The organism is Holospora elegans E1 (assembly GCF_000648275.1).
Taxonomy (GTDB): Bacteria; Pseudomonadota; Alphaproteobacteria; order Holosporales; family Holosporaceae; genus Holospora; species Holospora undulata_A.
The window spans coordinates 17,247-42,293 of record NZ_BAUP01000124.1; the positions used below are offsets into that span (position 1 = coordinate 17,247).

Annotated in this window: 21 protein-coding genes and 1 pseudogene; 12 read left to right on the plus strand and 10 right to left on the minus strand. The window is 36.6% G+C overall.

The genetic code is table 11. From position 1 onward, the window contains the following. Positions 1-160 precede the first annotated feature (160 nt). Entirely contained in the window at positions 161-1,048 is an 888-nt protein-coding gene (locus tag HE1_RS04985) for a D-alanyl-D-alanine carboxypeptidase family protein (RefSeq protein ID WP_052567396.1), read from the plus strand. A gap of 48 nt (positions 1,049-1,096) precedes the next feature. On the opposite strand, the gene recF is transcribed toward HE1_RS04985, so the two are convergent. Both recF and HE1_RS06600 read right to left on the minus strand, forming a co-directional pair. Beyond that, a complete protein-coding gene (gene recF, locus HE1_RS04990; RefSeq protein WP_006295181.1) occupies positions 1,097-2,218 on the minus strand; it encodes a DNA replication/repair protein RecF in 1,122 nt (373 codons plus the stop codon). Between the two features lie 15 nt (positions 2,219-2,233). Further along, positions 2,234-3,145 carry an OmpA family protein gene (locus tag HE1_RS06600; protein ID WP_052567397.1) on the minus strand — a complete coding sequence of 304 codons (912 nt, stop codon included), beginning with the start codon at positions 3,143-3,145 and terminating at the stop codon, positions 2,234-2,236. A gap of 240 nt (positions 3,146-3,385) precedes the next feature. Here HE1_RS06600 and HE1_RS05000 point away from each other — a divergent pair, with 240 nt between their 5' ends. Then, the gene (locus tag HE1_RS05000) at positions 3,386-5,857 is read left to right on the plus strand and encodes a hypothetical protein (protein WP_035545388.1); all 2,472 of its coding nucleotides are present in this window, start codon (positions 3,386-3,388) and stop codon (positions 5,855-5,857) included. A gap of 135 nt (positions 5,858-5,992) precedes the next feature. On the opposite strand, the gene HE1_RS05005 is transcribed toward HE1_RS05000, so the two are convergent. Next, positions 5,993-6,553: a hypothetical protein gene (locus HE1_RS05005; RefSeq protein WP_152531071.1), complete on the minus strand. Its 561-nt coding sequence runs from the start codon at positions 6,551-6,553 to the stop codon at positions 5,993-5,995. A gap of 201 nt (positions 6,554-6,754) precedes the next feature. Between HE1_RS05005 and HE1_RS05010 the strand changes: the two genes are divergently transcribed. Further along, positions 6,755-7,069: a hypothetical protein gene (locus HE1_RS05010; protein WP_162480395.1), complete on the plus strand. Its 315-nt coding sequence runs from the start codon at positions 6,755-6,757 to the stop codon at positions 7,067-7,069. Between the two features lie 161 nt (positions 7,070-7,230). Here HE1_RS05010 and HE1_RS05015 read toward each other — a convergent pair whose 3' ends face one another. From HE1_RS05015 to HE1_RS05025, 3 genes are all read right to left on the minus strand, one after another. Beyond that, the gene (locus HE1_RS05015; protein WP_052567399.1) at positions 7,231-9,456 is read right to left on the minus strand and encodes a transglycosylase domain-containing protein; all 2,226 of its coding nucleotides are present in this window, start codon (positions 9,454-9,456) and stop codon (positions 7,231-7,233) included. A 20-nt stretch (positions 9,457-9,476) separates the two neighbouring features. Beyond that, positions 9,477-11,531, minus strand: a complete 2,055-nt coding sequence (gene glyS, locus HE1_RS05020; RefSeq protein WP_084491120.1) for a glycine--tRNA ligase subunit beta — start codon at positions 11,529-11,531, stop codon at positions 9,477-9,479. A 431-nt stretch (positions 11,532-11,962) separates the two neighbouring features. Then, the gene (locus HE1_RS05025; protein ID WP_035545394.1) at positions 11,963-12,322 is read right to left on the minus strand and encodes a hypothetical protein; all 360 of its coding nucleotides are present in this window, start codon (positions 12,320-12,322) and stop codon (positions 11,963-11,965) included. Between the two features lie 284 nt (positions 12,323-12,606). Here HE1_RS05025 and lepB point away from each other — a divergent pair, with 284 nt between their 5' ends. Both lepB and uvrC read left to right on the plus strand, forming a co-directional pair. Next, positions 12,607-13,404, plus strand: coding sequence for a signal peptidase I (lepB, locus tag HE1_RS05030; RefSeq protein ID WP_006289209.1), 798 nt, complete (start codon positions 12,607-12,609; stop codon positions 13,402-13,404). A gap of 37 nt (positions 13,405-13,441) precedes the next feature. Then, positions 13,442-15,244 (plus strand): excinuclease ABC subunit UvrC, encoded by a 1,803-nt coding sequence (uvrC, locus tag HE1_RS05035; RefSeq protein WP_006289210.1) that lies wholly within the window; start codon positions 13,442-13,444, stop codon positions 15,242-15,244. 31 nt (positions 15,245-15,275) lie between these two features. Here uvrC and HE1_RS05040 read toward each other — a convergent pair whose 3' ends face one another. After that, entirely contained in the window at positions 15,276-16,052 is a 777-nt protein-coding gene (locus HE1_RS05040) for a TatD family hydrolase (RefSeq protein ID WP_035545396.1), read from the minus strand. A 383-nt stretch (positions 16,053-16,435) separates the two neighbouring features. Here HE1_RS05040 and HE1_RS05045 point away from each other — a divergent pair, with 383 nt between their 5' ends. From HE1_RS05045 to HE1_RS10035, 4 genes are all read left to right on the plus strand, one after another. Beyond that, positions 16,436-17,770, plus strand: coding sequence for a proton-conducting transporter transmembrane domain-containing protein (locus HE1_RS05045; protein WP_006289213.1), 1,335 nt, complete (start codon positions 16,436-16,438; stop codon positions 17,768-17,770). 61 nt (positions 17,771-17,831) lie between these two features. Then, complete coding sequence (locus tag HE1_RS10025) at positions 17,832-18,179, plus strand: putative inorganic carbon transporter subunit DabA (protein WP_052567404.1); 348 nt, start codon at positions 17,832-17,834, stop codon at positions 18,177-18,179. Beyond that, a complete protein-coding gene (locus tag HE1_RS10030; protein ID WP_052567406.1) occupies positions 18,176-18,829 on the plus strand; it encodes a putative inorganic carbon transporter subunit DabA in 654 nt (217 codons plus the stop codon). The genes HE1_RS10025 and HE1_RS10030 overlap by 4 nt, the downstream gene beginning before the upstream one ends. A gap of 56 nt (positions 18,830-18,885) precedes the next feature. Then, positions 18,886-19,917, plus strand: a complete 1,032-nt coding sequence (locus HE1_RS10035; protein WP_052567409.1) for a putative inorganic carbon transporter subunit DabA — start codon at positions 18,886-18,888, stop codon at positions 19,915-19,917. Positions 19,918-20,025: 108 nt separating this feature from the next. Here the strand turns inward: HE1_RS10035 and HE1_RS05055 are convergent, their stop codons facing one another. Together HE1_RS05055 and HE1_RS09770 are read right to left on the minus strand one after the other, a co-directional pair. Continuing rightward, positions 20,026-20,532, minus strand: a complete 507-nt coding sequence (locus tag HE1_RS05055; RefSeq protein WP_242837213.1) for an IS1 family transposase — start codon at positions 20,530-20,532, stop codon at positions 20,026-20,028. Beyond that, a pseudogene (locus HE1_RS09770) lies at positions 20,527-20,718 on the minus strand (helix-turn-helix domain-containing protein); the annotation flags it as partial. The pseudogene HE1_RS09770 and the gene HE1_RS05055, both read right to left, overlap by 6 nt. Positions 20,719-21,032: 314 nt before the next feature. Here HE1_RS09770 and rpsT point away from each other — a divergent pair. The 3 genes from rpsT to dnaN are packed head-to-tail and all read left to right on the plus strand — an operon-like array spanning position 21,033 to position 23,962. Beyond that, a complete protein-coding gene (rpsT, locus tag HE1_RS05060; RefSeq protein WP_006289219.1) occupies positions 21,033-21,311 on the plus strand; it encodes a 30S ribosomal protein S20 in 279 nt (92 codons plus the stop codon). Positions 21,312-21,353: 42 nt separating this feature from the next. Next, positions 21,354-22,772, plus strand: coding sequence for a chromosomal replication initiator protein DnaA (gene dnaA, locus HE1_RS05065; protein WP_035545399.1), 1,419 nt, complete (start codon positions 21,354-21,356; stop codon positions 22,770-22,772). A 44-nt stretch (positions 22,773-22,816) separates the two neighbouring features. Beyond that, positions 22,817-23,962 (plus strand): DNA polymerase III subunit beta, encoded by a 1,146-nt coding sequence (dnaN, locus tag HE1_RS05070; RefSeq protein ID WP_006289229.1) that lies wholly within the window; start codon positions 22,817-22,819, stop codon positions 23,960-23,962. A 227-nt stretch (positions 23,963-24,189) separates the two neighbouring features. On the opposite strand, the gene HE1_RS05075 is transcribed toward dnaN, so the two are convergent. After that, on the minus strand, positions 24,190-24,930 hold the full coding sequence (locus HE1_RS05075; RefSeq protein WP_006289230.1) for a phosphatidylserine decarboxylase: 741 nt from the start codon (positions 24,928-24,930) through the stop codon (positions 24,190-24,192). Positions 24,931-25,047: the final 117 nt, after the last annotated feature.

The window sequence follows — 25,047 nt, forward strand, 5'->3', positions numbered from 1 at the left end:
CGAATTAACAAACAAATTGTTTTTCGAATTCGTATCGTATTTAAAGAAAAAAATATATTTATGTCTTGTTTAAAACCTGATTTTTGTGATACACTTAAAAAATGTTTAGTAATAATTTTTTGTTTACAAAACAAAATTAAAAAGCGGAGGAACATTTTAAGTGAAAGCGTACTATAGATGTTGTTTTCTTTTTGCAGTGTGGGGGAGTGTTGCTGGGTTTGCAAAAAAACAGCCACTTTGCTATGTGGTGCTTGACCCCATCAATCGCTCTGTTGTTGAAGGATTTAACGAAGAAAACCGTATTTTTCCTGCATCTTTAACAAAATTAATGACAGTGTTCATTACTTTTGATGCATTGGAAAGAAAAAAAATAAAGTTAGATACTCCTTTTTGGGTTTCAAAGAATGCAAGTCGGTGCCTTCCTATGAAACTTTGGGTAAAGCCAGGACAGAAATTAACGGTAAAAGAGTGTATTCAGGCAGTTTGCGTGTCATCTTGTAATGATGTGGCAACTGTTATAGCAGAAAATTTATCAGGAAACGTTTCTAAGTTTGTCAAACTTATGAATCAATATGCGCACAAGTTGGGAATGCGTCGTACGGTATTTAAAAATCCTTCTGGATGGCATCATCCCGATCAAAAAACTTCTTCAAAAGATATTGCGTTGTTAATGCGAGCAATTTGGTTTCGATTTTCTAAGTACGGTCATTTTTTAGGGACGAAAACTTTTTCTTATCAAAAAAGAACTTATCGTAACACCAATCGTTTATTGGGAAAAGTCGAAGGATTGTGTATGGGTAAAACGGGGTACACTTCTCATGCTGGGTATAACTTGTCTACTTTTACCGTGCGAAACTATCACCCTGTTATTGTAGTGCTAGTTGGAGCTCCAGGCGGGGAAGTTCGTAATAAAAAAGTGCAAGCGTTGATTGAAAAGTTTTATCAAAAATATGCAAGCAGAAAAAAACGCCCTAAATTAATGGCTTATCGTTGCAAAAAAAAAGTAGATATTTGTTTGCGAAAATTAGAAAGTTTCAAAATTTTTTAGGTTTAAGAGTTAATTTCTTTCTGTTGTCGATAAGAATAGTGGTTTGTCCTAAGGTCTTTTTATAAATAAAGTACTTTGCTCTTCCAGTTGTTTTATTCTTACCCAAGCTTTAGCTAGAACACCACTGAAAACTTCTTGGTGTACTCCTGTCATCCATACACACATATCTAACTCACTTAGCGCTTTCCATAGTGATTCACGGTGCATTTTATCTAGGTGTGCGCTTACTTCATCTAGTAATAAAAAATGAAATTCCTTGGGATGAAAATGTTTAATTGCTTTGGACCACGCCAAAACCAGTGATAGCAGCATACTTTTTTGTTCTCCTGTGGAACAAGATGCTATTTCTTGAGAATTGGGATGTGTTACAGCCCATTGGCACTGATGAGGACCAAACATTGTCGTTCCTTTATGAAACTCTTTAGTTCTTACTGTTTTCCAGTATTTTTTTAATTCCGATTCTTGATGAGGCAAATCTTTTTCATTAAAAGTAAGGCAAGCCATTAGGGATTCAAATTCTCCGTGTGTTTCCAAAGAAAGCAAGGGGAATGAGGGGAAAAGCTGCAAAAAAATCCCCAACATTTTTAACGCTTCTTGGCGAATTTTGTAGATTTTTACACTATTATGCGCCATGATTTCTTCCAAAGCATCAAATATAAAAGAAGACGCTTGAGATTTCAGTGCCCGGTTCCGCTCTTGCACTGCCAACTGATAGGACTGCAAATATTTTCCATAAGCGGGATATAACGTAAAAACGATACGATCAAAATATTTTCTTCTAGCCCACCATCCTTGATTCCACATGCGATCAATAGCAGGGGTAATCCAATGAATAGAAATCCACTGAGAGATCTCTAGTTGATGCTTTAAACGCACACCATTCATTGTAATGCAGCGCTTTCCTTTGCTTTCAAACGTTTCTAAAACTAAAGGCCCTGTAGGGCTTTGAAGCGACAATTTTAAAGTCCAGGATGCTTCTAAATCTCCTTTATGGTGCCAATTTGACGCATTTGTACCTTTTAACCCTTTTCCTGGTGCAAATAATGAAAGTGCCTCTAGGAGATTGGTTTTTCCCGCTCCGTTATCTCCTACTAGACAAACCACTCCTTGAGGAAACTCCAGCACCGCATTATGATAAGATCGAAATTTCGAAATCACAAATTGGTGCATAACTCATTAATAATATTAGATTTTTTTATCATCTAGAACCAGCTCAATACGTCGATCTTTATCACTAAATTGTCCTGCTTTTAAAGGATGAAACTCTCCAAATCCCGCGGCAACCAACCGGTGTTCTGGAATACCCTGTTCTTTTAAAAATGTAACCACTGCCAGAGCTCGTGCAACGGATAGTTCTAAATTATTTTTAAATCGACTGGTTTCTTTTAAAGGGTGGCGATCTGTGTGTCCATCTACGCGCAACACCCAATTAATATCTTTAGGAATAGAAACGGAAATTTTTTTTAAAGCTATGGCAAAATTACGTAAGGCCTCTCTACCATTAGGACCAACTTGAGCCGACCCCATTTCAAACAAGACCTCTGATTGGAATACAAAGCGATCTCCTACCAACTTTACGTCTTTTCTGCCTTCTAACAGTACTCTAAGTTTTTCAAGAAATTCAGAACGAGACTTCCATAATTGCTTGATTTTTTCTTCCATTAATTGTTCAATATGTTGTTCAAGTAAACTTATTTTTTTATCTTTTTCCTGAATCCATACTTCTGCACGCCAAGCATCTTGTCGAACTTTTTCTAAATTTTTCTCCTGAACATCTAAGTGTTCCATTAAAGTACTGTATAGAGCCACTAAACGTTGAATCTCTTTTTGATCCATTTTTTCTAATTCTTTCAACTTTTTATTAAGCGCTTGAGATTCTTGACGGGCTCGTACAACATCTTTTTTCCAACGCATACTTTGTTGTTCAAACAAGATTTTAGAATTTTTCAAGTTTTTTTCTTTTTCTTGAACCGTGTATTGAAGACAAATATTTGAAAGCGCAAACATTGTAAATACTAAAATTACCACCATTAACATTGCTGACAACAAGTCAACAAATCCAGGCCATATAGAAGATTCCAAAGAATGATTTGACACAAAAGGACAAAGTTAAGAAAATCACCAATAGAGTAGCACATTCTTTTATCCGCAGCAAAAAATTCTTATCTTATTGAACTTGATAAAAAATAAAATTTTTTTTGCTACAATTTAAATAATATTTGTAGTACACATATTTGAAATGAAAAATTTTAATTGTAGAAATTTTTTTTATTATGTTTTTTAATTAATATATGGCCCCAAAGTCAGTGCGCTCTTAGATCAGAGCTTGCTGATAGATTGGACCAATGTACCGATAATGTTAATTACATTAACAAAGCGTTAACGGAAAAAAAAAATCTTACACATGAGCTTTCACAGGATGAAGATAGAGACTTTATTGAAGCAAAAGAATTGATGAAGAACAAATCAATGTATGAATTATTTAAACTGGCTTCGGATGCAAAAAAATATACTGATTATTTAGAAGAAATTTTAAATGAATATCCAAATGATACCATACAAGATCTAGAATCTTTAAAAAAAAATTTTTATTCTATTGCAAAAATTATACAACTTGTTTTTCGAAGCGGATCTAAATATAGCTATAGTTTGGAACAGCTTTTAGATGATATTCCTTATATTATTGAAATTAAAGATAGTATTAAGGATCATGTAATAGAAAGGTTACCCTCTCCGTCTGTGAATGATATACAAAAAGTTAAAAGAGAATACAGTCTTGATCTTCCTTTAAAAAAAAGTACTGCCGTTGTGCTTGATGCTAATCAGCAGAAAACTGACGATGATGTACAAAAAGTTAAAAGAGAATACGGTCTTGATCTTCCTTTAAAAAAAAGCACTGCCGTTGTGATTGATGCTAATCAGCAGAAAACTGACAATCAAGAACAAATCCAAGAAAATCAGTCTGTCCCCTCCATAAAAAATGACGAAGATCCACAGAAAGATATCAGCTTAAAGGATTTCGAGTTCGAGTACTTCCAAAGCTTAAAACGATTAACAAAAGAGAAGGATTTTTTCGATGGATTCATACAGTTCTTAGGAAAACAAGAGATCTCTTTGGAAGAATTTAAGAAAAATCTTTATTATGCAAAAAATCCTTTGAATTTTTCTGATTGGATTAATACAGCGAAAGCTTATAGAGACGAAAAATTTTCTTTGAACGGCAATTTAGCAACAGAGCTTCCAAAATTGCTTGAGATGCAAAAAATATTACAATCATTTTCTATCACCAAAAATGAGGAGTTAAAACACGTTTTGGAAAATTTAACTAAAATAAACGCTCTTAAAGAAGAGAAACTAAACTTAAAGAAGAAAAACTTTGAAATTGAAAGAGATGGCTCGAAAAACTCACCTGATGGACAAAACGAGAAAAACTTTGAAATTGAAAGAGATGGCTCGAAAAACTCACCTGATGGACAAAACGATTCAAAGAAAAAAAAGAGAGCAATAAATACATTATTAGATAATCTTCGTTTTATTAAAAGCCCTGAACAAGGTATTGTTTCTGAAGAAACCGCTAACCAGGAACCTTCAACCGATAACCAGGAAACTAAAAACCTTACAAGTGCTATAAGTGATGATACACAAGATACCTCCTCAAATCAAAGTTTTATTCAAAATGATTCAAAGCCAAAGAATACAGTGGAACGCACGATCAAAGACGTCAATCAAGCCATCAATAAAGAGGTAGAAGAGGCACGCATAACAACAGATGGGCAAACAACAAAGAGTATGATTAAGGCTTATGATGAGGATTATGATAAAACCGGCAAACTTATTAAAACAGACTTTGCAGCTCAACAAAAATCATTACAAGAGCGACTCCAACGCCGAAAAAAGAAAGAAAAAGAAGGGAAAAATTCAGAAATCTCAACAGCAGTAAATTCAGAAATCTCAACAGCAGATTCAGCTCAGTCAGCTAATTCACAAAATCAGCAACAAGCTGTTCAAAGTTCCGAGGTCTCAGTTCAGGAACCATCAACAGAGGAAGATTTGCATAAGGCACCCACCAATACCGAAGAAAAAATGTCCGCCGAGCTCCCCACACCTAATAATATTCAAGAAGAACAAACTCAAACTCATGATTCTCAAACTTATGATTCGGTGATTTTGAAGCAAAAAGATTATAAAGATTATAATAAAACAAATGAAGTGACCGACGGGTCCCCCCTGAACTCCTCCAAACTTCTCTCCCAAACAGATCAAACACTCAATAATGTCGCCCTCAGGGAAGGCTTCAACGAAGCTGATTTACAAAATCAGGCCCCCCAAACTCAGTTAGCAGATTTAGCTCAGTCAGCAACTTTTTCATCAGTTAATCCACAAAATCAGCAACAAGACTCTTTACCGAAAAACCCCTTAGCTTCTATACCAGAAACTTCAGTTATTTTAACACAGATTTCTGACTTAGAAGAAAATGCCAAAATTTCGAAAATAAACGAATATATTGCATTAATAAACTCTGAATGTAAACAAATAGAAAATGAGATGGAACAAATTAGAAAAAAACTTACCGCACTGACTAAAAACACAGATACAAAAAACAATACTGAATCGGGACCTCAAAGGAATCAGTTGAACAATAAAGCAGAAAAACTAAAAAAATTCGCAGCACAGAGACAAGAATTAGAAAAAGAAATTAGAAATATAAGAGAAGCAAGGAGAAAATCAAAAATTTCCGATACCTCCGAATCCAAAACAAAAATAAAAAAAATAAGCCCTAATAAGACAACCTTTAAGAAGTCTCTTTAGAACTTTAGGGAAAAATATTCCCTTACTTATATTTTCTTCAAAGGGGAACTCGGCCTTCCCCTAACCTTAAAAGGCTTGCGGCTGTGCATGCTGAATTCAACGTCTTATCTCAAGAAAACACACCCTATACAATATTTACTTTCTTAATCTGTCTTGAACTTCAAGGTAGCGAAGAACTTCTTTGTGAAGACTTTCAATAACCTCTTCCGCCAAACTTAACACAACTTGTCTGCGTTCTTTTAACGTGTAATGAGACGGAATTACCATAGATACCTTAGAATGAACGGTATGAGACTGCTTAGATAATAATGGATTTTTCCCCATAAACACTCGCACTCCCAATATTCCCACATAAGTATTTTCATCTGCATCAGAACTAGTTGGCTGGACTTCTTTAAGTGGTGCTAATTTTGCTTCTATAATTTCTACATTAAAGGTAGGGCCGGATCCAGAACAGGAAAAAGCGCTTTTTGTCCATTGTCGAACCATATCGACTAAATTAACATCTAACAAGGTATTCCAGGACGAAACGAGAGCTTCTTGTTCAACGACCTGAATTTTTTCTGCACTAATAGCCACACAAGGACTAGAAAAATAACTTGATTTTGGTGAAATTGACGGGCCAGGTCTGCACCCCCATAAAAAAATTCCCCCTAAAATACTTATTGCTAAAAAATTCAAAAACACAAAATCCAAAAAATTTAGGTTCCCCACAGAAGAAGGATATCACAACATTATATCTTGAACAAGAATAGTTTACAAAAAGCTAAAACGATTGAGTATAAATAAATTCAAAGTCCCGGACCTTAATATTTTTTTTGATAAACTATCTTACACTCGCTTTGAGCATTTTTCTTATTGAATAGTATGAGTTTAAAAAAAATATTGTGGATCTTTTTGATTTTTGGAAAATCTGGATATGCGCAAGATTCTGGCACTTCTTTGAATCTTTCTGTTCCTGAACTTCCCGCTTCTTCATTGGAAAAGGATGGCACTCAGGGAGAAAAATCTCCAGATTCTTCAGAAGAACCCCCGGCCTCTTCTGAAAAAAACGAAACTTCAGATAACCCCGAAAATTCAGGTCAAAATGACCCCCCAGAAGAGCCCTTATCTAAAGAAACCCAACAAGAAAAAGAACTGTACGAATTGAATGCGTACTTTGATAACTACATGGATCCAAGACCATTTGCTGTGGGCAGTACAGAATTTTGATAAAAATTCTTTACTACAAAAAATTTGTCTGACATCTAAGATCTTTTCCCCTTAACCAGTTTGTCTGCGCTTTAATAAATTAATAAATCATAATTAAAAAGGGGGGCGCATCAAGAAAAAATTTTTTTCTGTTCATCCCCCCATAACAAAAGCTCTATCTCTTAATGTTTATCCAAAGAAGGGGCTGCGTTGATGTTTGACAAAATTTCTTTTATAAGCGCTTCTTCATTAGGAGCGGGTTTTGAAGCGCTTTCCCCAGAAGCGTTAGGCCCAGCAGGCAATGATGGCGTGGTATTTGATGGAAGTTTAGATTTTTTCTTCCTATCATTTTTTTCATCATCATCTTCATCATCTTCATCATCTTCATCATCTTCATCATCTTCATCATCTTCATCATCTTCATCCTCATCGTCTCCATCATCGTCATCTTCTTGCTCTTTCTTATTTTTTTGTTCTTGGAGCTTATCTTCAGAAACTTTTTTATTTTCGTCTTCTGATATTTCTATGCGTTCTTCTTTTTTCCAATTTTCTGCTTTAGGATTGTCAAAATATTTTAACAATCTTTCATTAAAAGCACGCCATATATGTACAGTAGGCCACCCATCAGCAGGCTTAACCATAGGCGCTTCATTGTCATTTCCGCACCAAATTCCCGTCATGATAGGACCGGCAAATCCAATAAACCAAACATCTCTGTACCGTTGAGAAGTTCCCGTTTTTCCACCACAAAAAACTTCCTTTCCAAGGCCTGATTGTAAACGGGCTTTTCTTCCAGATCCTTCCGTAACAACGCTATTCATAAGGCTGCGCATTTCTTGAATTGCTTCTTGCGATACGCACGACGCATCCGAATCTTGATCTTTTGGGTGTTGATACAATATTTTTCCTTTTTTGTTCAAAATTCTTTCCACACCATAAGGACGCACAGCTTTTCCCTCATTCAAAGTAACAAGGTATGATCCAGTCATTTCTAATAATGTTACCTCTCCAGACCCCAGAACTAGACTGTAATTGTGGGGTAATTCAGAAGAAATTCCTAAAGTTTTTGCAAGACGTTTAACGCGTTTTAATCCTATAGAACTGGCAAGTCTTACAGCCACTGCATTAATAGAATAAGCAAATCCTGTGCGGATTGACACTTCTCCTCGAGCTTTGTGTTTGTAATTACTGGCTTTCCATCCCCCAATTTCTATGGGGTAATCGCTGATAAGATAATCTGGATCGTATCCTTCTTCTAGCGCTGCAAGAAAGGTAAAAAATTTAAAACTAGATCCTGCTTGCCGTTTTGCTTGAGTTACACGATTGTAAGCATTTTTTCTATAGTCTACGCCCCCCACCATGGCTAAGATTTCTCCAGATGCCTTGGTGCATAACAGCGCTACTTGACTGGCGTGAACTTTAGTGCCACGCGCTTTCATAATTTTCAATGCTTCTTTTTCTGCAATGCTTTGTACATTGGTGTCTATTGTCGTAATAATTTCGATATCCTCTGTGATGTTTTCTAGAAGGTCTGGAAGACATGTCATGATCCAATCAGTAAAATATCGAAACAAGTTTTTTTTCTGTGTGGATATTTCTATAGAAGAAGGCAAAGCCATAGCAGTGGCTGCGTCTTCTTGAGTAATAAAACCTTCTTCAACCATGTTTTGTAACACACGTTTGGCTCTAGATTCTGAGCGCTCATAATGGGAAATAGGAGAATATCTGCACGGACCTTTTAACATTCCAACCAAAATTGCTGCTTCGTATAAAGTCAAATCACTGGCATTGTGTCCAAAATAATACAAAGACGCAGCATCTAGCCCTGTAACGTTGGCTCCTAAATAAACACGATTCAAATACATCGTTAAAATTTGCTCTTTCGTGAACGTCATTTCTAATTTTACTGCAAGAATCGCTTCTTTAATTTTGTGTTTTAACGATCTATTTTTGTAATTATGAAGTTTTTTACTTTCAAAAAAATTTCTTGCAAGTTGCTGGGTAATGGTGCTTCCCCCCTGCACTACACCGTTTGCCTTAACGTTACGCAAAAATGCTCGAAAAGTTCCTATAGGATCAATACCGAAATGATAAAAAAATCTTCGATCTTCAGTGGCCAGTAACGCTTGAATCAAATAAGGTTTTAGAGTTTTGATATCAACAGTTCTTCCGTAAAAAATTCCATAACTCCCCAAAGCATTTCCAAAACGATCTTTTATTAAAACATGCGGATCTCGATGTAGTCTTGTAATTTCCTCAACAGAAGGTAAATCGTACCCGAACCAGATAACAACTGCTCCCAAAGCAAGCACCGACCATACAGACACAATCAGAAGCCATTTAATAAATGAAAAAAAAATCCCACAGCGCCGCTTTGGAAAAGGCTTTAAAAAACGCTCTTCTCTCATAATCTACAAAAATTCAAATATTAACGAGGGGGGGTAAATAAGCTTAACAAATTCCCTAATGGGCGCGTGTATCGCAAAGCTCCCGCAAGAAGCCCTATTCTCGAAGGAACTCCTTTCACAGGAAGTGTATCCAAAAACTGATGAATACATTGAGAAAATCCCAAAGCATTTTTCATAAAATACTCTTTATTCCAAGGAGTTGAAATACGACTCCACAGCTGTCGTTCTTGGGGTTCAGTAAGTTCCGAATCTTTTGGAACCCCAAATTCTGTAAGGTATTCTTTGTCTTGATGAAGTAGAAAAAACATACGTTTATAGGCAGAAAGGAACGCGATCCCCGCATCTTCTTGCAAAAAAATACGCAACTCATCAGCAAGCACAAACAACTCTTTTAAAGATTTAGAAAACCTAAACGTCCCAACAGCTTCTGCAATTTCACGAGAAATGCTGTGTTCTTCCAGGTAACGGGAAAATTGCTTAAATATTAACTGTTCTAGCAAATCTAAACTGTCCTTATGAGATAAACTATCCATCTTTTGGGTGTTTCGATAACTTTCAAGGCTAATGCGAATACTTTCTGAAATAGAAAAAGGGTAGGGGTGTTGAACTGCAAGGCGCACCCAACCATAAGCTCCTCTACGCAATGCCATAGGATCTTTAGAGCTTGTAGGGTATTTTCCAATACTAAAAAACCCAACCAATGTATCCATACGATCTATCATTCCCAACCACCCTCCAAGGCAACTTTGATTTTTTAGATCCTGATTGGGGGTAAGAGGAAAATATTGTTCTTCCAGCGCTTCTGCTATCAAGGGGTCAATGTCTTGAGCCAACGCATAGTACTTTCCCATGATACCTTGAAGTTCTGGAAATTCTCGTACTGCTTGAGTTGCCAAATCCGCCTTTGATAGTGCTGCTGCAGCGCTTAATGCGCCAGATTTATCCAATTTCGTTGCTACCACCTCTAACCGACGAACTTTTTGAAGCATAGTACCAAGCCCTTCAAAAAATACTTTTTCCTTAAGATGCTGATTATATCTTGCCAGTGGTTGACGAAGATCTTGATTCCAAAAAAACAATGCATCAGATAGCCTTGCTTCTGCAACGCGCTGATGGCCACGCTGAACTTCCAAAGTAGGATCTTTTCCATCTAAAACAACAATAAAATGCGGTGCTAATTGTTCTTGAATTTTTAAAGGAAAACAACGCTGATGATGCTTTAATGTTGTGAGTAAAAAAGGAGAAGGGAGTTTTAAAAAATCTTCAGAAAAAGATGCCAAAAAAACCTTCGGCCATTCGGTCATTCCTGAAACTTCTCCTAAAAGTCCATTAGAAGCTAAATCCTCTTCAAAAACTTGGTACCCGTGATTTTGAGCCAAGGTCCTTAGTTCCCCCTGAAGGTAAGAAAAACGTTCCAAAGGACAAACCCACAAATTTTTTTGTTTCAACGTTTCTTTATAATCCAAAGCTTGGGGAACAGAGATCCAGATTTTCTCTAAAGGATTTTCGCATAATGCCGGATGACCGGGGGTTGTATTTTTTGTAGATAAACAAAGCCCATCAGGCCTGAAAGTCCAATTCAACTGCTTATCGTCTAACGTACAAAGCAAAGAATGAATGGGACGAATCCAGCTAAAATCATCAGTTTTGTGCCAATGCATACGCTTTTGCCAGTAAAAATGCTCTAAAAAATCCACACAGATTCGATGTAACTTTTTTTCTACTGCTTCAAGTTGATTTTTTGCAACCCAAACATCTCCCTTAGAGTTTTTTTGCTGGTAACAGTTCTCTGATCCGTGTATGTGCAAAAATTTTTCGATAACATAATCAGGGGCTTTGGCGCTTGGACCTTTAATAAAAGAAGACCTCTCTGCAGAGTTATCCATTTCAAGGATTAAAAAGCCAACGCGTCGCAAAGAACAAAATCCTTGAACGTTTCCTATCAATTCTTCGGATTTAAGCGCTTGGTCTATATGACGTCTAATGCGATGATATGCATCCCATTGAAGATTTGCGGGAATTTCATCACTGTACACCTCGAACAAAAATGCTTGAGTCATCAGTAAGCAGATCATTATTTTTCAGTTTCTCAATTCTATCAACAATTTTTTACATATGCAACGCAATGATCTGTTTTGGCAACTTAATTCTGATTCTTTACGCTTACATAACAATCAGAACCTATCTTCACAGTTAAGCCAACCGACGAATCAGTAGCATTGGATGGGGGATCATAGTGTTGTGTTTTTCCGGTTGAACGTTTATTTCATACTCCCTGGCCAATCGCATAAAATGATTTAGCCAAGCAAATAGTCTTTCTACCCCCTATCTTTTCGCTAAAATCGCCCAATCCGGCGTAATACGTGCCAAAATCTCTACGGTCTTTTTCAATATTCTTCTTCAATATTCTTCTTCAATATTGTTTTGAACAAACCCTTCGAACGTTTTACGAGAACCAGCAACGGGGCATACGCCTTTAAGTGCTGGATATTTTATGCTCGCCTTATCAAATGCCTTTCATCCCGCAACAGTGCAAACCTTCAGATGAAAAATTATGTCCTAGGGCATCCGTGACACTATGGCGTTTACGCTCTTTGACCGTTTTTTCCTCATCAATCCCTTGATTTACAGCTTTGTGCGTTGTTTTTGCACTTTTTAAGTTAATTAGACTGCAGGTCGGATTGTCTTGTCCATTGTTTATTCGGCTTTTTTCCGCAAAATCCCTTATCATTTTCTCCCAAATTTCGCTTGGGGCTTTCTTGAATGTAAAACCTGTATACACTTTTTCATGGAAGGATATAAATCTTGCGGAAAAAAGTGCCACTGACAGCTCGTCTTTATGAGATACCCCCCCGTTAGTAAGCACTTTCTTACGTTTTTTACCATAATCCCCTGTATCAAAATGAGATTTATTAAATCTCTATTGTGTGTCACTTAACTCTCTCGGATAGGGCATGTCATTTACCTTCTAACTAAGCTTTGTATCAGATCTTATTTAAATTGTGAAGACGGGTTCTAAAATGTCATTCACCCAAAAGCATTATTGAAACAAGGCAATAGATTTTAGTGAAATTCTTTTTTCGGTATAGACTTGAAGCGCAAAAAGTGATATAGATAGAAAACGTTTGTAGGGTAGTCGGGGAATATTTTATGTTTTCCTTTCAACAAAAAAAGAAATCTCGTGAGCATTCTGTCTTATCTTGGATTAATGCAATTTTTTTCGTAATTATTATTCGGTCCGTTATATTTTCTCCGTATCGCATTCCTACGGGGTCTATGATTCCCACACTTTTGGTAGGAGACCACATAATAGTTACTAAATTTAATTATGGCGTATGTCGATTTAGTTTTCTATTTAGTCAGTGGATTGATTATTTTTCCGGTCGTGTTGCAGTTCTCGATCGTCCAAAACGAGGCGATGTGGTCGTGTTTACTTGTCCGAAGAAATTTTCGATGGATTATGTCAAGCGGTTAGTTGGGCTTCCCGGGGACAGAATTCAAATGAAGGAAGGGATGCTGTACATTAATGGTGAAGTTTGCCCTATGAACAAGGTTTCTGAAAAATATCGCGCCTATGATGGAGAGTCCTTTGTGGAAGGAGATATCTACATACGAGAACTTCCAGTGGCAAAAGTAGACAAAAAAGGAAAAACTCAAGAGACTGGAAAAAAAATTTCTCATAAGGTTCTTAAAATAAGACCCTTCGGTTCGGCGCGCTATGACAACACAAAAGAGTTTGTTGTTCCAGAAAATCATTATTTCTTTCAAGGAGATAATCAAGATGGTTCAGGGGACAGTCGATCAGAAGATCTAGGATACGTATACACAGATTACGTCTTGGGCCCGGCAAAGATTGTATTTTTTTCTTTAGGAGATGATTTTACACTGATCAAGCCATGGACGTGGTGGAGTTTAAGATTAGAGCGTATCGGAAATTTAATACGATAGGATTTTTATTTTTTAATTTAGTTTTTTGAAATAATTGATGTACGAAGAAGGAGTAAAAGCGTTAACTCAAGCATTATCATGCATTCCAGATCTTCCTGGGGTGTATGAGATGCTGGACGCTAAAGGATCTGTTCTTTATGTGGGAAAGGCCAAAAGGTTAGCGCGTCGTGTTATTTCTTATACGCGTATTTCTGCTCTGCCTTTGCGCTTACAGCAAATGGTTTCTAAAATTCGTTCTGTGCGCTACACAGTAACACACAACGAGTTAGAAGCTTTGCTTTTAGAGCTTCATACTATTCAAAAGAAAAAGCCTCCCTTTAATATTTTGTTAAAAGAAGGGCATGCCTTATGGTACTTAGCGCTTTCTATCCATGATTTTCCAGCGTTATTGGCAAAACGATCTAATTTTTTAGAAGGGGAAAAGGTTTTTGGCCCTTTTTGGAATCGCGACATTTTAGAGACAACAAAGACTTACATTTACAAAGCATTTCAGTTGCGTTCTTGCAGCGACCACGTTTTTTTAAGACGCAAACGTCCTTGTCTTCAATACTATATTAAGTCTTGTAGTGCGCCTTGTGTGCAAAAAATCACTATACAAGAGTATAAAAAGACAGTAGAAGGGGCCCTTCAAATTTTGAAGGGAAAATCTGATAAATTAGAAAAAACACTTTTAGAAGAAATGAAAACGGCCAGCGCTCACTATGCTTACGAAAAAGCGGCGACTTTAAGAGATCGTCTGCGTTGGATCCATCAAGCAAAAACTTTGCAATCTTTTGGACATGTTCCAAAGGAAGACCTGGATGTTATTGCAGCTGCGTTTGACCACGGAGTGACGTGCTTACAAGTATGCTGTTTTCGTCAAGGTATCAATTATGGAGGGCAACATTTTTTTTTCCCAGGAACAACACAGGCAGAAACAGGACAGGTTTTGTCTGAATTTATTCGTCAATTTTATTTTAATGTAAAGCCTCCAAAAGAATTTCTTGTTTCGCATCCGTGTTCTTTTGACGTTATTGAAGCGCTTGAATATCTTCATCAAGTGAACGTAAAATTAACAACTATTCCTTGTAATGAGGCTTATCAAAATGTTTTGTCCCATGCAAATTTAAATGCACAGCATGCACTTTTACAGTACGTTCAAGCAAAAGATGAAATTTTTGTATTAAGTCAACGCATGAAGACAGTCTTTCAACTTACTAAAGCTCCTGTTCATATCGAAGTTTACGACAATAGCCACGTCCAAGGACACTATAGTTGTGCGGGAATGGTGTCTTTTGAAAATGGGGTATGGCAAGCAAAAAATTCTCGTATTCTTTTTATGGGAAAAACCTTGGGAGATGATCACGCTTTACTTAGAGAAATGCTTGTTCGGCGCTTTTCTAAAAACATTTCTGCCCCAGACCTTATTTTAGTAGATGGAGGGGCAGGGCAAGTATCTACCGCTTATGACGCGCTGTGTATGCTAAACCTTCACCACATCGATTTGTTGGGAATCGCAAAAGGCCCCCAACATAGGGACGGAAAAGAAATATTTTATCGGAAAAATCAAGAGCCTATACGCTTGTTGGAAACAGATTCCTTACTGCACTTTCTTCAAAGATTAAGAAATAAAGCGCATCAATACGTAATTCAAGCGTATCGACGTAAACACAGGGAAGCCATGGTTCAAGGTCTTTTTGAACAAATTCCAGGGGTTGGCCCAGCACGCCAAGAAAAACTTCGGTGTATATTTCCAGATGCTGAAGCACTAAAGAGCGCCTCTTTGGAAGACCTTAAGGCTGTCCCTGGTTTTTCTAAAAAACTTGCAGAAAAAGTTTACGAATTTCTGCAATCTTTTTGAAGATGGCACGAAAGTACGTCAAATTCATATTTTAGAATTTTTTAAATAATCGATAAAAGTTTTCTGTGCTACTTTGGCGCACTTGCGATACTGAACAAGAGCGAATCTGAGCAATTTTTTCAGCAGTACGCACCAAATATGCAGGCTCGTTAGGGCGCCCTCGATATGGCTCAGGCGCAAGCCACGGTGCATCAGTTTCTAAAAGAAATTGAGCTTCTGGGACTTTTTTTACTACCTCTGGTAGCTCTCCATTTTTTTTAAAAGTAACGATACCAGAAAAACTTAAATACCATCCCATATCTAGAGCTATTTTAGCTTGCTCCCATGTTCCAGAAAAACAATGCAATACACCCAAAGGGGTGTCTTTATTCCAATTTTTCCAAAAATCAAACAAAACATCAAACCCTTTACGAATATGGACAATCAAGGGCAATGCAGTGTGCAACGCTGCATTAACATGCGCTTCAAATCCTTGAAGCTGAAGATCTAATTGGGGAGAAGTTTCCTGCATATCGATTCCTGTTTCTCCCAAGCCCAAAACTTTTTTATGAGAAGACATGGTAATCAACCAAGATTCTAAGCCTAATAAAGATTCTTGGTTGGTGTCACAAGGGTGAACTCCAACAGAAGCGTATACACAAGAAAACTCTTCTGCTATTTTTAGGACTTCAAATGCATTGTCTTTATGAACAGAAATTGATAATAAATTTTTTATACCAACCTTTTGAGCGCGATGCACAATTTCTTTCGGGCAGGGATACCGATCAAGATGGCAATGGCTATCAATGTATCCTGGATCTTCAGTCATTATTTAATATAGAAAATGCTAAATATGCGTACAGGGTATCAGGTATAGGCCATTTTAACAAGATAATGTATTTTTTTAAGTCAAAAAAGATTTTTAAGATTTAAAAAGTAGCGATTTATACTGTGATATAACAAAGGAATGAAATGATCTATAATATTTATCGTGGTATTAACCGTAAATCAGCACATGCAAAGAAAAAATAAAAACCATTGCAATGTTAAGAGGTTTGGTGGCATAATGTTTTTCGATATTTAGAGTGTCTAACTAGAAAAATCGTGAGGTTATAATGTTTTACCTTGCAAATAAGTTAACTAAAGAAAATTCAAAGGTAAGATTTGTTTGAGTGTAGGGGTAAAAAGTTTAAAGAAGAGGAGGGGGAGTTGATGAGTATTGCTCTCGTTAAAAATTTATTTTATGTTGATGTTCTAGCAATAGCAATGATGGTACTGATCGGATTTTTGGGTACTGTCGTGTGCCTTTTTTCAAAAGAGTATATGAAAGGAGACGCACTTTATAATAATTTCTTTTTGAATATGTCGGTGCTCTTGACTTCTGTAATTTTGATAACAATCTCAGATAATTTGGTAGTTTTTTTAAGTGCCTGGGGATGTTGCAATGGAATGACGGCTCGGCTTATGACACACAAGCCTTCGTGGAAAGCAGCCAGAGCTTCTGGAAGACTTGCATTTAAAAATTTTGTTTTGGGGTTCATTTTTATCGCGACGTCCTTTATCCTTTTGTATAAAGAAACCGAAAGTCTTTCTATTCAATATATTGTTCATCATTCAAGTAACTCAATTTTTATTTTTTGTGCGTTAATAATGCTTATTTTAGGTGCTATGACTCAGTCTGCAATTTATCCCTTTCATCGCTGGCTTATCAGTTCATTAAATTCTCCCACTCCTGTGTCTGCAATTATGCACGCAGGAATAATCAATGGGGGAGGTTTTTTGTTGGCACGTTTTTCTCCACTTTATTTCAATTTTCCAAAAATACTAAATGTTATTTTTGTTGTGGGGTTGGTGAGTGCGCTTTTAGGGTCTGTTTGGAAATTAATGCAGGCAGATGTAAAGCGCATGCTGGGATGTTCTACAATGGGACAAATGGGGTTCATGTTGGTGCAATGTGGATTGGGGCTTTTTTCTTCTGCCATTGCTCATCTTTGCTGGCATGGTGTGTTTAAAGCGTACTTATTTCTTTCTTCTGGAGGGGCAGCAAAGGAAGAGCGGGTAGATCTGGGGTATCCTCCACGATTGCATTGTTTTTTATTAGCACTTGTTTGTGGATTTTGGGGCAGCTACCTTTTTACAGTAATAAACGATCAATCTTTTTTTTCTTTTGATACGACGTGTTTTGTTATTGGGATTGTATTTATCACAAGTACGCAGCTGGCGTTAACGACACTATTTAAAGTATCCTTTAAAAATTTTTTTTTAGCTCTCTTGATCGCCACCATGGTGGCAGTTCTTTACGGAATAAATGTGTACGTCTTTGATTCAATCTTTTCTCCGTTAGGTTTTATGCAACCTCAACCCTTGAATTTATTACATAGTAGTGCTTTAATCATTCCAGTTCTTTGGGTGTTGATTTTGTTTTTTTCACGTTTGAAATCTGAAATTCCCGATAGATTTTTAATCCTTTACGTTAAGATGCTGAATAGCAGTCAACCTTGCTCTGCTACAGTGACCGCTTGTCATAAAGGGTACAACCGAATATAGGTGGTTTTGTGAAAATGATAGAGGGGATCAAAAAAAGTAAAACTTTAAAAGGATAAAGAAAGTGTTTGAAAAGATAACGTTTCTTGTAAAAGAAAGCTGGAAGACTATTGCTCCTTTTTGGCCGCTTAAAAATCTTGTAGCTGTCAACCCATTAAAAGGGCTGGAAGATTTGCCCATTGAAGAAGCGCTGATAAAAGGAGCAGTATTTTTTCAACAAACAGAAATGCCAGCGCCTATAGAACTTATTAATCTGCAAACCATAAAATGGCTTCAGGTTTTTTTTGATGAAGGGCAAGCAACAATTTCCATGCCTTTTCGTTCACAAGGACTTTATATTGCATGGAAGAAACTTGCTTATTTTGACTTTCAAATTCATGAAGGGAATCAAAAAAAAAGCAATGGATATTGAATTTACCCGAAAATCCACAAGAAGCAATTTACCAGTGTCTTTTAGAGCTTGACATTCCAGAAGAAATCCATGGTTTATTCTTAACATTAATGCTTACGACTTTGCATGGGTGGGCTTCTTATATCAAGTACTGCACGCACTGGGCCCAAGAAGAATCAAACCACTTCCATAAAAACTTGGAAACAGAGTACATTGCAATGCGTTTGGGGATGACTTGTGTTCTTTGGGAAAACGCTCTTGATCTTATAAAGTGGCATAAAACCGCACAAGATAAAGAGTCTCAAAAGAAAAATCCAATAGAGATACTGGAAAAATCTGAAAATGACTATCTTGTCCCACTTTTAAAAAAAATTTCTCTTCAACAAGGGGGGGGCGGAAAGAATAAAGAGCTTATTCCTATGGCGCAACTTGTATTTTGTGTTGATGTGCGGTCTGAACCTTTTAGAAGAGCACTGGAAAGCACAAGAACTTATGAAACTTTTGGGTATTCTGGGTTTTTTGGAATCCCAATTCGCGCTCACAACACTATCACAAAAAAATCATACGCATCTTGCCCGGCTTTAATGCGCCCTAAACACACTGTTAATGAGTATCCCGATGCTTTTTTGGAAATTCACGATAAAAAAAATATCGGAATTTTATTACACTAAGAGCGCTTTATCAGTCTATAAAATGTAATTTCATTACCTCTTTTTCTGTTGTTGAGTTGCTTGGAATTTTTTCAGCGTTTTGGATGCTGGTCAGGACGGTGAGTCCTGTATTTGCGGTGAGGTTTTTTAACTACCTTATTGAAAAAATTCGTCCTTGCAGTGTGTTATTTCCTTCATTAGACACTATTTCTTTTGAAGATCAATGTTATTATGCAGAATCTATTATAAAAACAATTAATCTTTCGAAAAATTTTTCGTCTCTAGTCGTCTTGTGTGCACATGGCAGTACTACAGAAAATAATTCTTATGGAACAGCTTTGCACTGTGGTGCTTGCTCAGGACACAGTGGCATTGGCAATGCAAAAGTTCTCGCAAAAATTTTAAACGAAGAACGTGTGCGAAACCACCTTAGTAAATCAAAAATTTTTATTCCTGAAACAACTTATTTTTTGGCAGCAGAACACAACACTACAACAGATGAAGTAAAATTGTATCCTGAAGGTTCTTACAGTGCTGCCATTGAAGAAAAAATAAACCAGCTAAAAAAGGATCTAAAAGAAGCAAGAAAAATAAATAGTCAACGTCGTTCTAGAGAAATGTTAGTGAATAAAAGCCAGGATAAAAGTTTAGAGTATACGACGCGAAAAAGCGCCGATTGGGCACAAGTTCGTCCTGAATGGGGATTGGCAAAAAACGCCTCTTTCTTTATAGCGCCGTGGCATATTACAAAAAAACTTGATTTTGAAGGGCGTGCGTTTCTGCACTCTTACGATTACCGCCAAGATTTAGGCGGGACAATCCTTGAGCAGATCTTGACAGCCCCAATGATTGTTGCACAATGGATTAACGCTCAGTATCTTTTTTCTACATTAGATAATGGAGCTTATGGATCTGGAAGTAAAATCACTCAAAATATTACCGGAAAAGTTGCGCTTATGCAGGGAAACGCTAGTGATTTAATGAATGGGCTTCCGTTTCAATCTGTGTATAAAAACGACACAACATCTTATCACGTACCAATGAGGTTGATAACTATTGTATGGGCTCCTTGGGGGGGGTGGATCAAGTTATCAGCCGTCATCTTTTGATTCAAAAAATTTTTCGCAATGGATGGGGCGTGTTGGTGTGCGTTGATCCTGATAATCCGAATTTTTCTTATATTTTAAATCGAGATTTAACTTGGAAAAAAACTATATTTAATTAACAATAAAAAAATTTTTGAGACTTTTAACAAAGATAGCATGATGAATTTTCAATATTTTATTAGTGTGAAGTTCTACAAAAATATGCAATGTTACCTCTAGAATTTCAAGTGATCGTGTGTTTGCAAGGGGGGAGAGATCTTGCAAACCAATGGCGATGTGGAGCGTTATTTTGTTTAATGGAAAACGTTTATCTTTTCCCTGAAAAAGGCGAGTGCTTGGAATAATTTTATTAAACCCTGCCCAATGATCTGCGCAATAAAATAATAATCGTTCAAAAAGTCGTTTGAATGTTTGACTCAAGCGATCACCAAATTCCCAATCGAAGAGCCCTTTTCCAGCACAATCATAGACTTTAGAAATCCAAGCTTTAAAAATCCAAATTTTTGCTTCTTTTTTTAAATAATTCCAAAATTCATCGACTTCCTTGACAATACCTTTGTCTTCTGGGGAGGGATCAACTTTGGTGCATATCCTTATCCTAAGGTGCCCCCCCTTCAAAACAGCGGTGGCGCTGACACCAAAACGCTGAGCAATTCGGTTCATTGAAAGACCGCTTGCGTATAAAACAAGGGCTTGGAGCTTGTATTTCTCGGGCATGCCTCGTGAAAATTTTTCCACATTTTTTACATTTGTACCGCTTTCCCCCTCGAACAAAACAGCTTTTAAAGCAATCTTAATATTCACAAATTTTACATACAATCTTTTTTAGAGACTTTTAAAAGACTTCCTTTGCCAATTTCTAACAAAAAAGATCTTTGGTTAAAAGCTTCAAATTTTTTAAATAGTTAAAATTTAGAATTTTTTATAAAAATTATTTTTAATAAGATACGAAAAAGTACATAGATTTTATTGTCAAATCAATTTTATAGGCATACTGATGTAATGCTTAAAATATTATTACTTGAAACGAACTAAACAGAAGAGTGGATTCCAGCCCATTGATTTTTTTTCAAAAATCACCTAGCATATAAGGAGATTTTAAAACATGAAAGTTAATTATGCCTTACCATATTTCTCCTAAAAAAAGATTGCGTAGAGACGCTCGTGTTCGTCAACAAAATCATTCAAAGTTGCACTGTTTGCGAACTTTTTTAAAGAAAACTCGTCAGATTTTGTCTTGTCCTGCTGAGCAAGTTGACCTTGCTGAGGCGAAAAACGAAGTTCGTATCACGCAAAGTATTGTTGCAAAGTCTGCAGCGAAAAATATCATTCATCGAAGAAGTGCGTCGCGCCGTATAAGTCGTTTAATGAAAAAATTAAATGCAATTGCTTCTTGATAGAGGTTAGGTAGAGTTTTTTCTTTGAATAGGGGGCTTATTATGAATTTGGATTCAGTTTTATTCACAAAGGAGGTGTGTCCAGATTCATCTGGTCCGGAATGGAGGTCGCTGCTATCTGAGTATTTTGGCCAGTCGGTTTATCGGGACTGGTTTGCTCAGTTAAAAACAAAATCTTTTAGGAACGGGATTTTGGTACTTTGTGCTCCTTCTTTATTCGTTAAGGATTGGATTGAAAAACATTACTTGGATTTGATCCTTCCTTTGTTGAAACGAAAATTTCCTCAATGTTGTCAAATTTCATTGATTGTGGAAGAAACAGTTTTTGATAGTGTAGAACATCAAGAGCAAGAAGAGTCTTTTTCTTCGCACCAAGAATATTCTCAAGGAAGTTCAAGTTTACGAGAAAGCCAAGGCGGTCTTCAGGAATTTTCTTTATCTGGGTATGCCTTAGACCCGAAATTAATTTTTGATAATTTTATCGTAGGAAAGCCCAATGAGTTTGCCCATGCTGCCGCAAGACGTGTTGCAGAGTGTGATGAGGCAATATACAATCCGTTATTTTTATATGGTCCTGTAGGGCACGGAAAAACACACTTAATGCACAGCATTGCCCATCATATTCTAGAACGATCTCAGTATAAAAAACGTGTACTTTATCTTTCCGCAGAAAAATTTATGTACGATTTTGTGCGTTCGTTGCGTTACAAAAACGTCATGGCGTTTAAAGAGCATTTTCGTTCTGTTCATGTGCTTATTATTGATGATGTTCAATTCATCAGCGGAAAAGATTCAACTCAAGAAGAATTTTTTCATACGTTTAATGCGTTAGTAGATCAAAAACGTCAGATTATTATTTCTGCAGACAAGTCTCCTACAGACTTAGACTTAAAAGAGCGCATGAAATCTCGTTTAAGTTGGGGGTTAGTGGCAGATATTCATCCAACCACGTATGAGCTGCGCTTGGGGATTCTTCAATCAAAGGCAGCCTCCTTAGGAATTTCTATAGATCAAAAGATTTTAGACTTTCTTGCCAGTAAAATTTCTTCCAATGTAAGAGAGCTAGAAGGCGCCTTGCTTCGCGTTTCGGCTCACGGAAGTTTAGTGGGAAAAACGTTAACTCTTCCCTTGATACAAGAGATTTTGAAAGATGTCTTGCGTCCTTATGAAACAGAATTAACAGTGGAATTTATTCAAAAAAAAGTTGCAGAATTTTATAATTTAAAGGTTTCTGATTTGAATTCTGCAAAAAGACTGCGAAACATTGTGCGTCCACGGCAAGTTGCTATGTATTTATCAAAGCAGCTCACGACGGCTTCTTTGCCTTATATTGGTAAAAATTTTGGGGGAAGAGATCACACAACCGTTATTCACGGTATTTCGACCATAGAAAATTTATTACAAAAGGATAAAACTTTACAAGAAGATGTAACGCTCTTGCGTAAAGCCTTAGAACGTTGATATATTAATACACAATAGATAAAATTTATTATTTGGAAGCATTTATGAGAATATGTGTAGAAAAGGCAGTTTTTTCTAAAATTTTGACCCATCAGCAGTTGCTTATTAATCGAAGGAGCACGACTGTTCCGATTCTATCGCATATTCTTATTAAAGCTCACCATTCAGAGCAGGGAGATCCCTTGCTTTCCGTTCAAGGAACTGACATGGAAATGAGCTTATGGGAAACAGAGGTCATTAAGCCTTTTCAGTCTTCAGGTGCTAGCGTAGTGTGCGCGCACCTTCTTTATGAAATTGTACGAAAAATAGATGATCAATGGGTTACGTTAGAAGGATTTGAAAACCACGTAACAATTCAAGGTGGGGCAGCAGAATTTCATCTTCCCACATTGCCTGTAGAAGAGTTTCCCTTAATGGAAACTCAAGATCTTCCTTTTGAGCTTTTAATTGATCCGGCAACTTTGGCAGATGTGATTAAAGATACAAGTTTTTGTGTTGCCACAGAAGAAACGCGTTATGCGCTAGCAGGGACTTGTTTTCATTTTAGAGAGGACTCCCAAAATCAGCTTTCTTGCAACGTAGTGGCAACAGATGGACACAGATTAGCTCTAAGCCGATTATTAAACATCAAGATCAATGAGTCGGCTATTTCTAGCCCTGCATCACTTTTAGTTATTGGAAGACGCACTATACAAAGTATGCTGCGTCTTTTGGAAAGCGATAGCAGTGAGGAAGTTTCTTTTCGATTTTCAGCCAATCAGGTTTCGCTTCAGGGAGAAAAATTTCAATTTTTTTCTCGTTTACTGATTGACAGATTTCCTGATTATATTGGTGCTATCCCTAAAAATCACGTATTTTGTGTTCAATTTGACCCAAAAGAACTAATGAAGAGTTTAGATCGTGTTAGTATGGTTATTGAAGAGCGTACTCGGTCGGTAAAATTAACTTTTTGTAAGACAGGATTAGTGGTATCTGCAAATAGCGCCCAAGGTTCTGCAAAAGAAGTAGTTAAAATTTCTTATGACGGAGAAGAATTTACGCTAATATTTAACGTGAGGTATCTTTCAGAGATTTGTCAGCACGCCAGAGGAAATGTAATGACAATGGAAGGAACTCAAAGTCAAAATCCAGTTTTATTTCAAGAAATTAATAGAGATACTTTGTATGTTTTAATGCCAATTTCTTCATAAAAGATTTCCCTGACAAAAGATCATTTATTTTTAAAGAGAAACTTCTTCTTATTTTTTATTTTTATACCAAATTTCTTAATTTTTCGGATTCTTTTTTACAGGATTTATTCTTAAAATCAGTTTTAAAAGACAGTGAAGTATGAAATTTGGTATAAGATAACTTTGCGAGAAAATATTTTTTAAAAAATTATATAGGGACAGAGTAGTTTTCCCTATAGGGGAAAACATCAAATATTAAATTTTTTAACTTCTGGAATAAACTCTTGTGTAGCAAAAGGTTTCGCATCCTCTTCCTCTTTAATCATTCCCAAAATCGTTTCTCCGGCAACGGTACGCTGATGAGGTGTTGCCCATATATCTACTTGATACTTGGGCAAGTACAAATCCATCCGGCTTCCAAAGCAAATAATTCCGTATTTTTCTCCCTTTTTTGCAAGCTGATCTACTTTAGCGTCACACACAATACGTCTTGCAATCCACCCTGCAATTTGCACGCAAGCCACTTGAAACCCTTGAGCAACTTGAATAACAACTCCACACCTTTCATTTTCTAAAGAAGATTCAGAGGTAAAAGCTTCTAAAAATTTTCCTGGAGCATAAGAAACTTGCAAAATACGCCCATCTACAGGAAAACGGTTAACATGAACATCCCATAAATTTAGAAAAATACTAATACGCGCCCAAGGACCTGGACCCAAGTCCAACTCTGAAGGGGGGGTGCAATCCACAATATCCAAAATTATTCCGTCTGCTGGACTTATAATAAGCTCTGATTTTAAAGGTGTGCATCGCGTGGGGTCACGAAAAAACAACCCCACCATCAGCGTTACCGCCGAACAAAGCAAAGCTAATTTTGTATGCACCAAAAAAAACAATGCAGAAATACAACACCCGATACCAACAAAAATCCACCCTCTTTGATCGATTTTTCCGGAAAACATAATATTCCACAATCTTTTGTCTAACATGTTTATTTTTATCCCCCTGACTTTTTGTGATCTCAAATAGCAATAAAATTTTTACGCTTAATACGTACTTTTGTCAAATTTAACACGAATTTTTCGTACATTTCAAACGTTTTTCTA

Bases quoted from the DNA above. Each gene is read 5' to 3' on its own strand.
- recF (WP_006295181.1), bottom strand. From the start codon at position 2,218: ATGCACCAATTTGTGATTTCGAAATTTCGATCTTATCATAATGCGGTG.
- HE1_RS05015 (WP_052567399.1), bottom strand. From the start codon at position 9,456: ATGAGAGAAGAGCGTTTTTTAAAGCCTTTTCCAAAGCGGCGCTGTGGG.
- glyS (WP_084491120.1), bottom strand. From the start codon at position 11,531: ATGATCTGCTTACTGATGACTCAAGCATTTTTGTTCGAGGTGTACAGT.
- lepB (WP_006289209.1), top strand. From the start codon at position 12,607: ATGTTTTCCTTTCAACAAAAAAAGAAATCTCGTGAGCATTCTGTCTTA.
- uvrC (WP_006289210.1), top strand. From the start codon at position 13,442: ATGTACGAAGAAGGAGTAAAAGCGTTAACTCAAGCATTATCATGCATT.
- HE1_RS05040 (WP_035545396.1), bottom strand. From the start codon at position 16,052: ATGACTGAAGATCCAGGATACATTGATAGCCATTGCCATCTTGATCGG.
- HE1_RS05045 (WP_006289213.1), top strand. From the start codon at position 16,436: ATGAGTATTGCTCTCGTTAAAAATTTATTTTATGTTGATGTTCTAGCA.
- rpsT (WP_006289219.1), top strand. From the start codon at position 21,033: ATGCCTTACCATATTTCTCCTAAAAAAAGATTGCGTAGAGACGCTCGT.
- dnaA (WP_035545399.1), top strand. From the start codon at position 21,354: ATGAATTTGGATTCAGTTTTATTCACAAAGGAGGTGTGTCCAGATTCA.
- dnaN (WP_006289229.1), top strand. From the start codon at position 22,817: ATGAGAATATGTGTAGAAAAGGCAGTTTTTTCTAAAATTTTGACCCAT.
- HE1_RS05075 (WP_006289230.1), bottom strand. From the start codon at position 24,930: ATGTTAGACAAAAGATTGTGGAATATTATGTTTTCCGGAAAAATCGAT.